Below are 13,567 nucleotides of genomic sequence, written 5' to 3'. Positions count from 1 at the left end.
GGTTTGAATGAATACCGTAATGTATGTCCTGTTTTGGGAGCGAAATGTTCCCTCATACCCGCTTGCAAGCCGTGGTGCATCCGTTCAACCGGGCGTTTGTGCGTCCGGTCTGTTTTGAGGAGAATTGCTGTATGACCCGCATCGCCACGCTGCTGGCTTTCGGGCTGTTTTCCAGCCCGGTGCTGCATGCGACGCCGCTCACTTATCAGGTCGCTGCCGATCGGACCGATATCGTACTGTCGTGGAATGCGTTCGGCGACACCTTCTCTCAGGCCCGACTCAGCGGTGTAACCGGAGAAGTTTCGCTGGACCCCGGCCATGATTACAACGATCGCATCAGCGTAAAGATTCCGGTTTCTACACTGAAAGCTTCTAACGATATGCTGACCTGGCAGTTGAAAAGCCAGATGTTTTTTGACGCAGTTCGCTACCGCGATATTATTTTTACCAGTACACGCGTGGTCGATAAAGGCCAGGGCCAGTACAAAATTTTTGGTCTGCTGCAGGTTAAAAGCGTCCAGTGCCCGGTGATCCTTGAAGCCACTATGGCAGGTAAAGAGGCATCATCTTCGGCTGGTGAACTGGTGTTGTACGCCACCACCACCATCTCCCGATCGGCATTCAAGATGGATCGTCTGGCCGTATTGGTAGACGATCGTATCAAAATTGATATTGCCATTCGCGCACGTCCGGCTCTTAACGAAAATGCCAACACGCCGTAATCATCCCGGGCCATCGCTGGCGGCGGCGAGCAGAGGAACGTCAGGTCACTAATCGGCGTCGCAATACTGTGCGCCTGGCCTCGTCGCTGGATCACTCCGTTGCGGCAGTTCCATTCCAGCGGGCGATCCGCCTGACGATCGGTCAAAATCGATGTACTGAGGTCGGCGGGTGCGCGATGAAACCATGCCAGGATTTCCTGAGGAACCTTCATTACCCAGTTTGGCTCCCTCTGCACGCGCCACCGCCAGGCATTCCTGTAGCAGAGCAAGCGACAGACCGGTGATATCAATGCGAGAAAACATCCCGGCGCGGCGGCCGGTTAGCACCATCAACCCGGCCAGCGCGTTTTGCATCAGTTTACGCCAGGCCAACTGCGTAAAATCGGTAGTGACATCAACCTCACAGCGCGTTCCTTGCAGCGCCTCAAGCACCCGATGGCTTTCCGGTACATCCGGCAGGGTGAGGCGCGGGCTGCTGCGTAACCAGACGGCATTCCCCGCTTCGCGCTGTGCGGGGAACCACACGACCGAAGGCAGGATCTGCTGCGCGGAGAGATAAGGCGCAAAAAGTGCGCGCTGTTCAACGCCGTTTTGTAGCACGCAAACCACGGTCTTTGCGCTACACAGTGCTGCCAGCCACGGCGCGGCTTCCGCAACCTGAGTGGATTTTACCGCCACGAACACCAGATCGTAATGATGTTGAATAGCTGAAGGATTGGTGAGTACCGGGCCGGGGATCTCGATGCGGTGGTTCCAACACGCAGCAGCAGGCTGTCGTGTGCGGTACGTCCACAGAGCGTGGGTGTGCGGCCAGCTTCATGCAGCGCTGCCGCGATAGTGGTGCCAATTGCACCGGGGCCGATAAGTGCAATAGCAGGGTATTCAGACATGATGCGTTTTTCCTGTTAACCAGCGATTCAGGGGAATGGCAGAAACCAGCAACACGATGGGCGAGCGCGTTCCCGCTGCTGCGCACTGTCCGCCTGGCACACTATCATCCCCTGGTAACATGAACAAATCACGGGCGATCGTCCAAAAAAAACATCACCGTGTTGAGCCTGGTTGCGTTGCGTCAGATGTTTTTCCGGTGCAAAACTGCCTGCCACGCGGAGGGATATCGCGATGGGGCAAAGCGCAGCGTCAGTAGCATCAGCCCGACCACGCAGGCGGCGTGCAAGATCCAATCGGCCTGATAGTTGCCGGTGCTGCTGCGCAGGAATCCGGACAAATAGGGTGAAGCCCCGGCGATAATAAAACCGATGCCCTGCATAAAGGCCACCAGTCGCGCGGCAAGAGGCGCATGGGGAGAATGGTCGAGTGCCAGGACCAGGCTCAGTGGAAAGGTGCCGCCCAGGCCCACACCGCAAATCAGTGCCCAGCCAACCGGCAGCTGCTGCGGTAGCCAGATAAAACCGCAGAACCCCAGCAGCTGCATCATCAGCGCTATCAACAATAATCTACGCCGATCCTGATGGCGAGCCAGCATTGGCATCAGCAGCGCGCCCGCCGTTTGGCCCAGCGTCAGCAGTGCCAGAAGCGTGCCACTTGACTGCGGCGTGGACCCCATCTGCATATAATAGGGCGGTAGCCAGGCGACCAGACTGGTATACCCGCCGTTAATCAGCCCGAAGTACAGTCCGAGCAACCACGCGCGCGGGCTGACATGTAAACGTACCCGAGGGGCAGATAACGTTTTATTCGGTGGTTCAATGGCGGACTGACCGATAACCATCCAGCCCGTGAGCGCAAGAATGGCCGGCAGTGACCACCATGCCAGCGCGTGAAACCAGACCTCGCTGTGCTGTGCCAGCCACGGAGTCATTGCCGCACCCAGCCCGCCGCCACCCATCAGCGCAGCCGACCACAGCCCCATAACCGCGGGTGTGCTGTGGCCGAAGAGCCGCTTAATTATGCCAGGAATGGTTGCCTGAATAAGGCCTATGCCAATTCCGCCAATTAAAGCACTGCTCAACAGGAGTGCGCTGCGAGGAGCCATTTCGCGCAGCAGTGCGCCCGCGGCGATGGTCACCAGGCTCAGCGCGACGGTTTTACGCTCATTCAGATGGTGACTCAGCCACTCTCCTGCCAGCGCCATTATCCCCATTGCCACCACCGGCAGGGCGGTAAGCAGGGAAGCCAGCGCAAAGCTCATTCCGCTGGCGTCGCGAAGCTGCGGCAGCAGCGGCCCCACTGAGGTCAGCAGAGGTCGCATATTCAGGCCAACCAGCACCAGAACCAGTAGCATCAGACCGTTTTTCATCATCAGACTCATTACATCACTCTCGTTACTTACCGTTCGCAAAAGAGTAAGGATGAGTTCACATAAGATAAAATATTCATTTATGATGAGGTCTATTGCCTCTACTTATGGATGGCGTCATGCTGCTTCGACATATCAACTATTTTCTGGCCGTAGCGGAGCACCGCAGCTTTACCCGTGCAGCTCAGGCGCTGCATGTCTCTCAGCCAGCGCTGTCTCAGCAGATCAGGCAGTTGGAGGTGCATCTGGGCGCGACGCTTTTTGACCGTAGCGGCCGGAGTATTGGTTTGACCGATGCAGGAGCGGTTTATCTGAACTATGCCCGCCGGACCCTGCAGGGGCTGGAAGAGGGAAAGCGGGCGATCCACGATGTTGCCGACCTGCATCGCGGCTTGCTGCGGATTGCCGTAACGCCAACCTTTACCGCGTGGCTGGTTGGGCCGCTGCTGGCCGCGTTTTATCAGCGCTACCCGAATATTAACGTCAGCATTCGTGAGATGCCGCAGGAGCGTATTGAGGAACAACTATGCGCAGGCGAACTGGATGCGGGTATTGGTTTTGAAGGGAGTTATGCGCAGGAAACAGACGCGCGGGCGCTGCTGAAGGAAAAACTGGTGCTGGTGGTCGGTAGCGGTCATTCCCTTGCGGGGCACACATGTTTGCCTTTAGAGGTACTGGATGCGCTGCCGCTGGTACTGTTGAGTACAGAATTTGCCACACGCGGGCAGATCGATCGCTGCTGCCGGCAAAACGGGTTGAGCCCCCGGGTGATAATGGAAGCAAACTCGGTCAATGCGGTAGTGGAAATCATCCGGTGTGCACCGCTGGCAACGCTGCTGCCCGCGGCAATCGCCAGGGAAAATAAGCCGCTGACCGGAATTGCGCTAGAGCCGCCGCTGCTGGAAAGAACGGCGGTTATCCTGCAGCACCGGGACAGCTATCAAAGTGCCGCCGCACGGGCGTTTATTCAGCTGGCTTTGCAGTGGGCAACGCTGTCGGACCCGCTTCCTTCTTAATCTGATCGAGATAGTTGTAAATGGTGTAGCGCGTTACGCCCAGCACCTTTGCCGCTTTCTCAACCCCGCCGCGTACCATAAACATCCCCCGGTTTTGCATCTGCCGAACAATCTCGACCTTCTCCTGCTTGCCGGCTCCGGTTCTGAGTTGCCCGGCGGGGGGAATACAGGCACGAATAATCTCATCCAGCTTTTCCTCCAGCCCGATCTCCTGTTCCTGTTTTTCCTCCGGTTCCTGAGGCAGCAAAATGGCTAAGGCCTCGCGTGCCGCATCTATCGCGCTGTTGTCAGCGTTAAAACAGAGTGAAAGTTGGGGTTTACCGTTTTCATCTTTGAAGAACACCGTTGAGCTTTGTAGCGGCTTCCCCTGCAGGCTGGTCGTTGGATAGCGGTTAAAAACTGTGGGTTGCCGGTCCAATGGGGCTGCGGCAGGATTAAGCAGGCCGAGAAATCCCCGGTCGTTATCCGGTGCATCCAACAGCGGGCTGCCCGGTTTTCTGCCGGAAACGTGGCCGTTGATAATTTTGATCACCGACGTTTCCGGCTGTGCGAGATCGTGTAAAACGACCTCGATATGGCGACCTGCAACGGAGGCGAATGCGTCCATGACGGCGCTAAGATGGTCAATCAGCTGTGATTTTTCGGTGCTGGCAGTCATCAATAAAAACTCGTTGTGTCTTGGTTTATTCTGGATAAGAATATAAACAAATTGTTGAAACATCAACAATGGTTTTAAATTAACGCCGGTGAGGGCCGATGACCAGCAAACTGTATCTTTCAAGCGATAGCCTTAGTGCTATCGCAACCGTTCTATCATCCACTCTTGCGGAAGACGGGCGGTTTCACACTCTTCTTTCAGAAACGCTGTTCCATCCGCAGGGTGGCGGTCAGCCTTATGACATCGGGCAGCTTGGTGATGCCAGCGTGCTGGGCGTATTTCAGGAGAATGATGAAATAGTACATGTTACCGACAGCGCGCTCCCTGAGGGGGAGTGTGTTATGACGGTGGATGTCGATCGTCGGCAGCTGAATACCCGTATGCACTCCGCCGGGCACTTGATTGCCGCCGTGGGCGAGAGCCTGGGCTGGCAGGCGATTAAGGGCAACCATCGCCCCGGTGAAGGGCGGGTGGTGTTTGAACCCGCAGCAGCGGGGCAGACCGTTCCCGATGCTGAATTACTCTGTGATAAAGTCAATAAGCTGGTGGAACAGGCCTTGCTGCGTCAGCAAACTATGCCGGAAGGCATACGTCGCATCACCTGGGGTGAACTGCCGTTTTACAGCTGCGGTGGTACGCACGTCATCAGCACCGATCGCGTGGGTGAGGTGTTGATTAGCAGCGTGAAGTTCCGCAAGGGGCAGCTTTCCGTTTCTTACTCACTGGTCGATCCGCGCCCGCTAACCCTTAATCAGGCTGCGTAATATGCAACTACATCTGAATACTCCGCTGCTGAATTCACGGGCACTCAGCCAGTTGAGCGGCAGTAACGTCTGGTTGAAAATGGATGCGCTCCAGCCCTGCGGTTCATTTAAAATTCGTGGTATCGGGCTGGCCTGCCGGACATATTATGGGCAGGGGGCCCGGCGCTTTATTTCATCTTCGGGCGGCAACGCAGGCCTGGCCGTCGCCTGGGCCGGCAGAGCGCTGGGTGTACCTGTGACGGTAGTGGTGCCAGAGACAACGTCAGCTCGCGCAAAGGAGCTACTGCATCTTGAAAAGGCTGACGTCATCGTTCACGGTGCATCCTGGCAGGAGGCCAACCACTTTGCGCTCTCCCTGAAGGGGGAACTGGACGCGTTTCTGCACCCCTTCGACGATCCGCTGCTGTGGCAGGGACATGCCTCAATGATTGATGAAGTGGTGGCCAGCGGCGTACGGCCCGATGCGGTTGTGCTTTCCGTCGGCGGCGGTGGGTTGCTGTCCGGCGTGGTTGAAGGGTTGCAGCGCAACGGGCTTTACGATATTCCGGTGGTTGCGGTAGAGACAGAAGGTGCGGCCTCATTTCGTGCCGCCATTGAGGCCGGTCAGGCGGTGGAGCTTGAACACATCAACACTGTTGCAACCAGTCTGGGTGCGAAAAAGGTCTGTGAGCAGGCGGTCAGATTGGTGGGGCTTCATCCTGTTATCAGTGAGGTGGTGACAGATGAAGAGGCGGTGCGCTCCTGTCGTCGGTTTATTGACGATCACCGCGTGATGACGGAACCGGCATGCGGCGCGAGCCTGGCATGCATTTATGAGCAAAAAGCCGTTCTGAAAGCCTTTCACAATCCGCTGGTGATTGTCTGCGGCGGCGCAACGATGTCCGCCGAACAGCTCTTTAGCCTGCACGGCGGCGCATAGCGAAGGGGCGGCAGTGAGCGTGCTACCGCCCGATCACTTAGCTTTCTTTCCGGGCATCGGCTGCGCCGATGTCCGGATTCGGCCTTACTTCACGGTGAAGTTATACATCCCTTTGGTCTTATGGCCGTCAACGGAAAGGACGTGCCAGTCAACCATGTATTCACCCGCCTTCAGCTCAGATGACAGCGGAATATGCAGGACTTTATTATCCGCGCTGTCTACGGTTGCCTTAGCAGTATCCACGGCTTTGCCGGCTGCGTCGGTGATTGCAGCGCCACTGAAGCTGGCCTCAACGCCTTCGGTAAAGGTCAGGGTCAGCACTTTTGGTGAACCGCTGACTTCGGCCTTGCTGGCCGGTGAAGCGCTGGCAAGATGAGCGTGGGCCAGGGCCTGCTGAGACATCAGTGTTGCAGCCAGCACAGTAGCGGCTGCGAGGGCTTTTTTCATACGTAATACCATCTGAACTTCTCCTTGCGTGACAAACGTCTGCCGGACGATGGCCGACAGCATGAATACATTATATCGCCGCGACTCAGGCGAACTGCGACACCTGGCGTTTCTGGTACTGCCAGCGTGCGATATCAATCAACAGGAAGGCCAGCAGACTGGCTCCCATTACCGGCAAACACCAGCCCAGAGCCGAGGTGACCAGCAGAAAGCTAATGCGCCAGCGCATCGGTAGGCGCAACCAGGCATGGAGTAGCGAACTGGCGACGTTGTCCACCGGTGCCGTCGGGCGGCGCAGCCACACACATAAAGCGTGCCGGTTAAGGCAGCGACAAAAATAAACGGCCCAATGAACAAACCGATATAAAAATGCAGACGGCGGAAAAAATCCAGCACGACTCCGCGTGTTTTTTTATCGTTATTTTTAATTTGCGACATGGGTAATCCTGTGCAGAGCACATAATTTAAAATGCGGGTTTCTTTCCTGAAAATTAATCAGGAATTTTAATTTTAGAGTGGAATAACGGCGTGGTTAGTGGGCAGGCGGAGCCCGGGGAAGGCAGCAGCCAGGCAGGAATGTCGCGAAAAATGAGACAACAAGGCGTACCGGCGGTGCGCGCGTTGAAGTGCATAAAAGCCAGATCAGAGGGATAAGCACCCAGATCATAAACGGGAAGTGTACCAGCAGGTCACAGTAGCCGCAGGCGAGATCGTCCATCGTCGCCATTCCGCCTGTTACGGGCTGCGAGCTATTGTGGTCCGTCATCGGTAGGGATTTTTTCGCGCTAACTTCGGTATTTACGGCAGACATTGCATGATGGGCCATACCGGAAGCCATGTGATGCATGGGCATTGAACCGTGGTGCGTAGCGGCATGCTGCATACCGCGTACCGGTGTTGAAGGGCCAGGGATCGCGCCATCAGACATGCTGCCAAACGGCAACGGGTCTTCGGATGCTGAGTCAGGGTGTCCACCGTGAGCCATTATCGCGTTTGCTGCACGCCATTGCGCCAGAGTTTTCGACACCTCTGGGGCAATAAACAGCATCAGTATTGCCAGCACGGCAATAAAGGCTGGCATGCGGCGTTGCGAAAGGCCTAACAGAGAAACCAAAGCGAAAGTCCGGTAGCATCATTCATAATGGTGGAAATTTTAACGGCTTTTCTGGCAAATATGAAATCTAAATCAAGGAAAAAATTATTTTTTATTTGCTTTGCCATATAGTGCAAAAAAATACCCAGTAACTCTGCTTTATTTAAACATTTCGTTAACATTGCGGGTCAATTATTTTTAGGGAGTAAAATGGCTTAACGCCTGCCGAGTGGGTCCCTGAAAATAGATCGTGCTGATATGGCAGCTCCGCGGCTGGGTCAACACAAAACGGATCGTTTCCCATAGAGACTGGCCGTTAAGCAGGTTCTCTCCCATTCGTTCATTCCTCGTGGCCAATGCCTGCAAACTGGTGATTTCAAAATCCGGTGGATACAGCGCAGTGAGGCGGATGTTCTCTTTTGCCATCTGGCTGGCGAGTTTCTGGCTGAAACCGCTTATTCCATGCTTGCTGGCGAAAAATGCGGGATGTGCAACGGAGTTCGTAAATTGTGGAATGCCGCAGGATGAGACTATTGTCACGATATCTGCACCCGATGACAGACGTAAGCCGGGTAGCAGCGCCTGAGTTAACAGAACAGGCCCGGTTAATCCGGAGTTGATTGTGCTGATGATCTCAGCAGGCATTTGCTCATCCAGTTCACCTTCCAGCCATTGCGCAGCACTGAGGATAAGAATATCGATGGCTTTTTGCGGGTGTAAAAGTGCCGTGCAGAACCGGCTAATCGAGTCTGGCTGAGTCATATCGCACTTATAACCGCGTGCAATTCCACCTTCTGAGTGAATAATGTCGCAGGTAGCTATTGCATCGGTAATTTTGCGTGCGCAAAGATCAACCTCGACTCCTTCTCTGGCCAACCAGACGGCAATGGCCTGACCAAAGTCACGGCCGCCTCCGGTAATTACCGCTCGTTTACCTTTCAGCATTTCTTCCTCTCTGATTTTCATAAATTATTTCATTTACACGTAAACTGACACAAATTAACGGGGCCATTTTCCCAACAGTGCTGAAAAAGCGTCAGCTAAAAAAGTCCAGTCAGCCAGATGTTAATTGAATTTTTATTTAATTTTGTAATATTGATCGCGTTAAAATTTAAATCATTTTCTTACTCTATTGGCCGGATTTTGCCGATAATATATTTTTTGATTACTGATGCGGTTTTTGGGTAAAAGCCTTTAGCCGATGAGCAATATCGTTTATCCTGTTGCCTCGCTTGAACAGGCAGTTATTGCCGTTTTCTTGAAAATACAAAAAAATAGAATGAGTAACGTGGTTAATATAAATAACCATGAGTTGCCTTATTCAGGGCCGTTGTTTTATACATGTCAGGCGGAATGATATCGGTTAAGTGATTGATAACGTGCTCTGATCAACAAGCCGTCTATGGGCTGGTTTTTCCATGAAAAAATGGTTTTCTGATGGTGCTTTCCGCACCATTATCCGCAACAGTGCTTATCTAGGTTCCGGAAACGTTGTCAGTGCTTTGTTAGGACTGCTGGCGCTTTCATGCGCCGGTAGAGGCATGTCACCTGAGATGTTTGGCGTACTTATCGTCATTCAGTCCTATACCAAAGCCGTCAGTGATTTTGCCAAGTTTCAGACCTGGCAATTCATCGTTCAGTTTGGTATGCCAGCATTAGTCAGTAAAAATAACCAACGCTTTCGTGACGTGATTGCATTTTCGTTTGGGCTGGATATTGTCAGCGGCGCACTGGCGATGTTAGCCGGAATGACATTGTTGCCCTGGTTGTCTGACGTTATTGGACTGGATGCGGAAAACTTCAAACTTGCTCTGTTATACTGCACGCTGATTCCTTTCATGGCCTCATCGACGCCGACAGGAATTCTGCGAACGTTGGATCGTTTTGACCTGATTGCCGTTCAGCAGGCAATAAAACCGTTAATGATTGCTATTGGTAGCATCATTTCTTATTTTTTACAGCTGGGTTTTGCTGGTTTTATTGTCACCTGGTTTGTTTCAAGTCTGTTCGCCAGCCTGTTATTCTGGTGGTTTTCAGCACGCGAACTTCGCCGAAAAAACTTTCACAAAGCTCTGCGCCCTGGTTTTGTTGTGCCGGCACGAAGATTATCGGGCGCATGGAACTTTGTGTGGACCACCAATCTTTCACACTCTATTTGGTCAGCACGTAACTCATGCAGTACCGTCCTCGTTGGTATTATCCTGGGGCCGGTGGCTGCGGGACTATTTAAAATCGCCATGACCGTTTTTGATGCAACGGGAACGCCAGCAAGTCTGCTGTCGAAAAGTTTTTATCCGGAGATCATGCGTCTGGACCCAGCCAGCAAAAGGCCCTGGGTGCTCGGGCTGCGGTCAGCCCTGCTGGCTGGCGCTATAGGTATACTGGTCGCGCTGCTGGTAATTATCGTTGGTAAGCCACTCATCTCATTCGTTTTTGGGGTGAAGTATCTTGAAGCATATGACCTTATTCAGGTGATGCTGGGAGCCGTGGTTATTTCCATGATGGGTTTTCCGCAGGAATCATTATTATTAATGGCAGGAAAACAGCGGACCTATCTGGTTATGCAAACATTTGCTTCCGCTTCATACATCGTATTGTTAATTGTATTACCTCATTTCTTTGGTGTGATCGGCGCAGCCTATGCGTATTTTGGCGGGCAGTTTTTCGACGTCCTGTTCTCTCTAATCCCTACGCTATGGGCCTGGCGTCATCGCCATTCTCTTTCTGTTAATACTTCTGTTGGGACGCGTAAAAATGAGCTGTGAAAAATGGAAAAAATTCCCCCCCGAAACAATTGAACGACTCTTCACCGCTGTAGAAGAAGATGACAAAATTGGCGAGTCTACAAGTTTACCGAAATTTATTGAGCTGCAATGTTCAACGGATGATATCCGTCATTGTTATGCTTTGTGTTTACAATTCTGGGAGGATGGATTCAGACGTGAAGACTTACTGAAATTAATTAATCATGTATTACAGGGGAACGTTCTGAGTGAAAAAGAACGGCTTCAGTATAAATATATTCGCGCACGCTATAAACATTTACGCTTTGCCCAGCGGCTTTACAGTAAAAAGCATGAATCCAATTTTATTTTCAGTCAGACTACTGTTTTTCTTGGGCATTTCCAGGATGCCTTTCGTAATCACAACGAAAGAAACATCAAAATTTACGGTCGGCTGTTAAATGTGATTCTCAGTGCCCCGATCTGGGCCGTAGTTCGCTACTGCCTGCGACATGCTGTCCTGGATGACGATCATGGTTTTATACATTACAGGCAGCAGCAGATACGTAAACTGCAAGAAGCGATAGCTAATCCTGAATTGACGGGAGGTGAGTTCCATGACGTACGTAAAATTGTCAGCCAGCAGGTGTCTTACTATGACACGATGAGATCACTGGACCCCGATAATTTGGATGCTTGTCAACTTTCCGGTTTTTTATCCAATATTAATGGGTTAATGGGCGACCGTCATGACGAAATGGTCGCCGATAAATTATCCGGCAAGAAGTCGTACAGTGAATCGAGCCTGATAGCGAATAATATTCGTCAACCTATTGAAATGTTTGTTGCGCGTTATCCTTTATAAACCTCAAGGGGAATGATTAAGTTGATAATTCGTTGGAAGGAAAGCCCATAATGCTACGTATCCCAATACTGTTACTGCTTATTTTTTTTCCGACGCTGGCATTTTCACATAATTTCATTAAGGGGCAGCATGTTGCCCCGGTTGGAATTGTCGATCGCGGCGAATTAGTACTTAACGGTGATGAAATCAGTTATAGAAAATGGAGCAGTTCACAACTTGAGGGAAAAGTTCGCATAATTCACTATATTGCCGGTCGTCGTTCAGCAAAAAAGAAAAACTCCATCCTGATTAAAGCAGTTAAAGCTGCGAACTTTCCGGATGACCGATTCCAGCCGACGACGATTGTGAATACGGATGATGAGTTTCCCGGCACAGGATTGTTTGTGGTCGGTAAAGTAGAGAAAAATCAACGACATTATCCCTGGGCCCAGTTTATCATCGACAGTGATGGTTTGGGGCGTAAAGCCTGGCAGCTAAATGAAGACAGTTCTACGATAGTGGTTCTCGATCGTGAAGGGCGTGTTCAGTGGGCAAAAGATGGGGCGCTGTCGCCTGGTGAAGTGCTTCAGGTGATAAGCCTGTTACAGCATTTACTCGATGCGGATAAATCCGATCGCCATAGCGGTGCCCCATCCTCTGCGGCACTTCTCCCTTAACGCCGTAGTGCGGTAAAGGCCTGAATAATTTTATCGATTTGTTCTTCGCTGTGTGCGGCGTTAACGCTGCATCGAAGTAGCGTAATACCCGATGGTGCTGCCGGTGGCAGCACGAGATTAACGTAAACACCTCTGCCGATCAGATCTCGCCAGTAACGAAGGCCTTCTTCTTTCGAGCCAATGACTACCGGAACCACCGGACTGATATGTGCACCCAGGGTATAGCCGATTTTTTGCAGCCCCTGATAAAGCCTGGCGGCGTTAGTCCACAGTTTTTCACGTAACTCAGGCTGTTGGGCGATAATGTTCAGCGATGCCCGTACCGACGCGATACATGAAGGAGATGGTGATGCGGTGAAAATATACGGACGGCTGCTATACCGCAAAACTTCCATTGCTGCAGAACCGACGGCAAAGCCCCCGATTGACGCCAGGCTTTTACTGAAGGTGCCCAGCACGATATCTACGTCCTGTTCAACACCCAGCTCCTGAGCCAGACCACGGCCGGTCGAGCCCATAACGCCGAACGAGTGCGCCTCATCAACCAGCAGGTAACCACCGAAGCGTTTTTTAATCTCGACAATTTCAACCAGGGGGGCAACATCCCCCAGCATGCTGTAAATCCCCTCAACGATGATAATCGCGTCTTTCGCCCGTTCTTTCAGGCGAACCATTCTACGTTCCAGGTCCTGGGCATCATTGTGTCGGAAACGTATTATCTGCGCGCCGCCCAGAACGCAGGCGTCATAGATGCTGGCGTGGCAGTCTTCATCGATCAGCACCACGGCATTTGGATCGGCCAGTGTACTGATAACGCCTAAATTCGCGGTATAGCCGGTAGAGAAAACGATAGCGGTAGGGCGATCAAAAAAAGCCGCCAGTTCGTGTTCCAGGGCCAGATGAGAACCGTAGCTGCCGTTCGCCATACGTGATCCGGTGGTGCCCGTTCCCTGACTGGCCAGTGCCGCCTGGCCAACAGCAATGGCTTCAGCATTAAAGGTTAAGCCAAGGTAGTTGTTAGTTCCGGCGAGGACAATATTCCGCTCACCGATTCGGCCCTCTGTGGCAGAATAGACTTCATCAATGCAGGTACCGAAGGGATTAAGGCCGGATGTCTGAAACTGTTCTCGCTGGTTAGCGAGACGGGTGAATTTATCATACAGACCCATTGGTGCTCTCCAGATATGAGAATAAAGTGTCAAGTAGCTGCTCAGGCGTTCTGACGTTTAATAAAATATTCATGGGTATTGAAATATCGAGTTTATCTTCAAGCATCATTAATAAATTCATCACTTGAACGGATTCAAGGCCGAGGTCATTGACCAGATCGCTTTCTTTCTTTATTTCAACATCTTTTGGTGCCATCTCTTGTATGCATTCCAGGATATAGTCCATTAGTAAGTCACGTTTGCACATAGAAATAATTTTTAATACCTATAGTCTG

At 52.2% G+C, this 13,567-nt stretch carries 15 protein-coding genes and 2 pseudogenes; 7 read left to right on the top strand and 10 right to left on the bottom strand.

All coding sequences use genetic code 11. From position 1 onward, the window contains the following. Positions 1-131: 131 nt before the first annotated feature. Positions 132-722, top strand: coding sequence for a YceI family protein (locus tag AC07U6_RS13240; RefSeq protein WP_494762354.1), 591 nt, complete (start codon positions 132-134; stop codon positions 720-722). Here AC07U6_RS13240 and AC07U6_RS13235 read toward each other — a convergent pair. Next, a pseudogene (locus AC07U6_RS13235) lies at positions 723-1,612 on the bottom strand (oxidoreductase). Between the two features lie 182 nt (positions 1,613-1,794). Beyond that, positions 1,795-2,994, bottom strand: coding sequence for a cyanate transporter (locus AC07U6_RS13230; protein ID WP_494762355.1), 1,200 nt, complete (start codon positions 2,992-2,994; stop codon positions 1,795-1,797). Positions 2,995-3,101: 107 nt separating this feature from the next. Between AC07U6_RS13230 and cynR the strand changes: the two genes are divergently transcribed. Further along, positions 3,102-3,998 carry a transcriptional regulator CynR gene (cynR, locus tag AC07U6_RS13225; protein WP_494762356.1) on the top strand — a complete coding sequence of 299 codons (897 nt, stop codon included), beginning with the start codon at positions 3,102-3,104 and terminating at the stop codon, positions 3,996-3,998. Here the strand turns inward: cynR and AC07U6_RS13220 are convergent. Continuing rightward, complete coding sequence (locus AC07U6_RS13220; RefSeq protein ID WP_494762357.1) at positions 3,946-4,656, bottom strand: helix-turn-helix transcriptional regulator; 711 nt, start codon at positions 4,654-4,656, stop codon at positions 3,946-3,948. The two genes, cynR and AC07U6_RS13220, sit on opposite strands and share 53 nt — an antisense overlap. 98 nt (positions 4,657-4,754) lie before the next feature. Here AC07U6_RS13220 and AC07U6_RS13215 point away from each other — a divergent pair, with 98 nt between their 5' ends. Both AC07U6_RS13215 and AC07U6_RS13210 read left to right on the top strand, forming a co-directional pair. Further along, entirely contained in the window at positions 4,755-5,420 is a 666-nt protein-coding gene (locus AC07U6_RS13215) for an alanyl-tRNA editing protein (RefSeq protein ID WP_494762358.1), read from the top strand. Position 5,421: 1 nt separating this feature from the next. Continuing rightward, positions 5,422-6,339: a pyridoxal-phosphate dependent enzyme gene (locus AC07U6_RS13210; protein WP_494762359.1), complete on the top strand. Its 918-nt coding sequence runs from the start codon at positions 5,422-5,424 to the stop codon at positions 6,337-6,339. Positions 6,340-6,423: 84 nt separating this feature from the next. Here AC07U6_RS13210 and copC read toward each other — a convergent pair whose 3' ends face one another. From copC to AC07U6_RS13185, 5 genes and pseudogenes are all read right to left on the bottom strand, one after another. Continuing rightward, the gene (copC, locus tag AC07U6_RS13205; RefSeq protein WP_494762360.1) at positions 6,424-6,786 is read right to left on the bottom strand and encodes a copper homeostasis periplasmic binding protein CopC; all 363 of its coding nucleotides are present in this window, start codon (positions 6,784-6,786) and stop codon (positions 6,424-6,426) included. Between the two features lie 85 nt (positions 6,787-6,871). Next, positions 6,872-7,090, bottom strand: a complete 219-nt coding sequence (locus tag AC07U6_RS13200) for a hypothetical protein (protein WP_494764593.1) — start codon at positions 7,088-7,090, stop codon at positions 6,872-6,874. Continuing rightward, positions 7,090-7,224 (bottom strand): annotated as a pseudogene (locus AC07U6_RS13195) (PepSY domain-containing protein); the annotation flags it as partial. The pseudogene AC07U6_RS13195 and the gene AC07U6_RS13200, both read right to left, overlap by 1 nt. A 94-nt stretch (positions 7,225-7,318) precedes the next feature. Continuing rightward, entirely contained in the window at positions 7,319-7,900 is a 582-nt protein-coding gene (locus AC07U6_RS13190) for a DUF2946 domain-containing protein (protein ID WP_494762361.1), read from the bottom strand. 177 nt (positions 7,901-8,077) lie between these two features. Then, positions 8,078-8,845, bottom strand: a complete 768-nt coding sequence (locus AC07U6_RS13185; RefSeq protein ID WP_494762362.1) for an SDR family oxidoreductase — start codon at positions 8,843-8,845, stop codon at positions 8,078-8,080. A gap of 452 nt (positions 8,846-9,297) precedes the next feature. Between AC07U6_RS13185 and AC07U6_RS13180 the strand changes: the two genes are divergently transcribed. From AC07U6_RS13180 to AC07U6_RS13170, 3 genes are read left to right on the top strand one after another with little or no spacing between them, the layout of a single operon-like run. Next, entirely contained in the window at positions 9,298-10,644 is a 1,347-nt protein-coding gene (locus tag AC07U6_RS13180) for a lipopolysaccharide biosynthesis protein (protein WP_494762363.1), read from the top strand. Further along, complete coding sequence (locus AC07U6_RS13175) at positions 10,634-11,467, top strand: hypothetical protein (protein WP_494762364.1); 834 nt, start codon at positions 10,634-10,636, stop codon at positions 11,465-11,467. Before AC07U6_RS13180 ends, AC07U6_RS13175 begins: the two co-directional genes overlap by 11 nt. A gap of 50 nt (positions 11,468-11,517) precedes the next feature. Continuing rightward, positions 11,518-12,123 (top strand): YtfJ family protein, encoded by a 606-nt coding sequence (locus tag AC07U6_RS13170; protein WP_494762365.1) that lies wholly within the window; start codon positions 11,518-11,520, stop codon positions 12,121-12,123. On the opposite strand, the gene spt is transcribed toward AC07U6_RS13170, so the two are convergent. Then, positions 12,120-13,292: a serine palmitoyltransferase gene (gene spt / locus AC07U6_RS13165; RefSeq protein ID WP_494762366.1), complete on the bottom strand. Its 1,173-nt coding sequence runs from the start codon at positions 13,290-13,292 to the stop codon at positions 12,120-12,122. The two genes, AC07U6_RS13170 and spt, sit on opposite strands and share 4 nt — an antisense overlap. After that, positions 13,279-13,539: an acyl carrier protein gene (locus tag AC07U6_RS13160; protein WP_494762367.1), complete on the bottom strand. Its 261-nt coding sequence runs from the start codon at positions 13,537-13,539 to the stop codon at positions 13,279-13,281. The genes spt and AC07U6_RS13160 overlap by 14 nt, the downstream gene beginning before the upstream one ends. Positions 13,540-13,567: the final 28 nt, after the last annotated feature.

The sequence above is a fragment of the Erwinia sp. GW821-FHT03D09 genome (assembly GCF_059420805.1).
The sequence above is the reverse complement of the archived record's forward strand: the minus strand, read 5'-3'. Positions and strand labels throughout refer to the sequence as shown.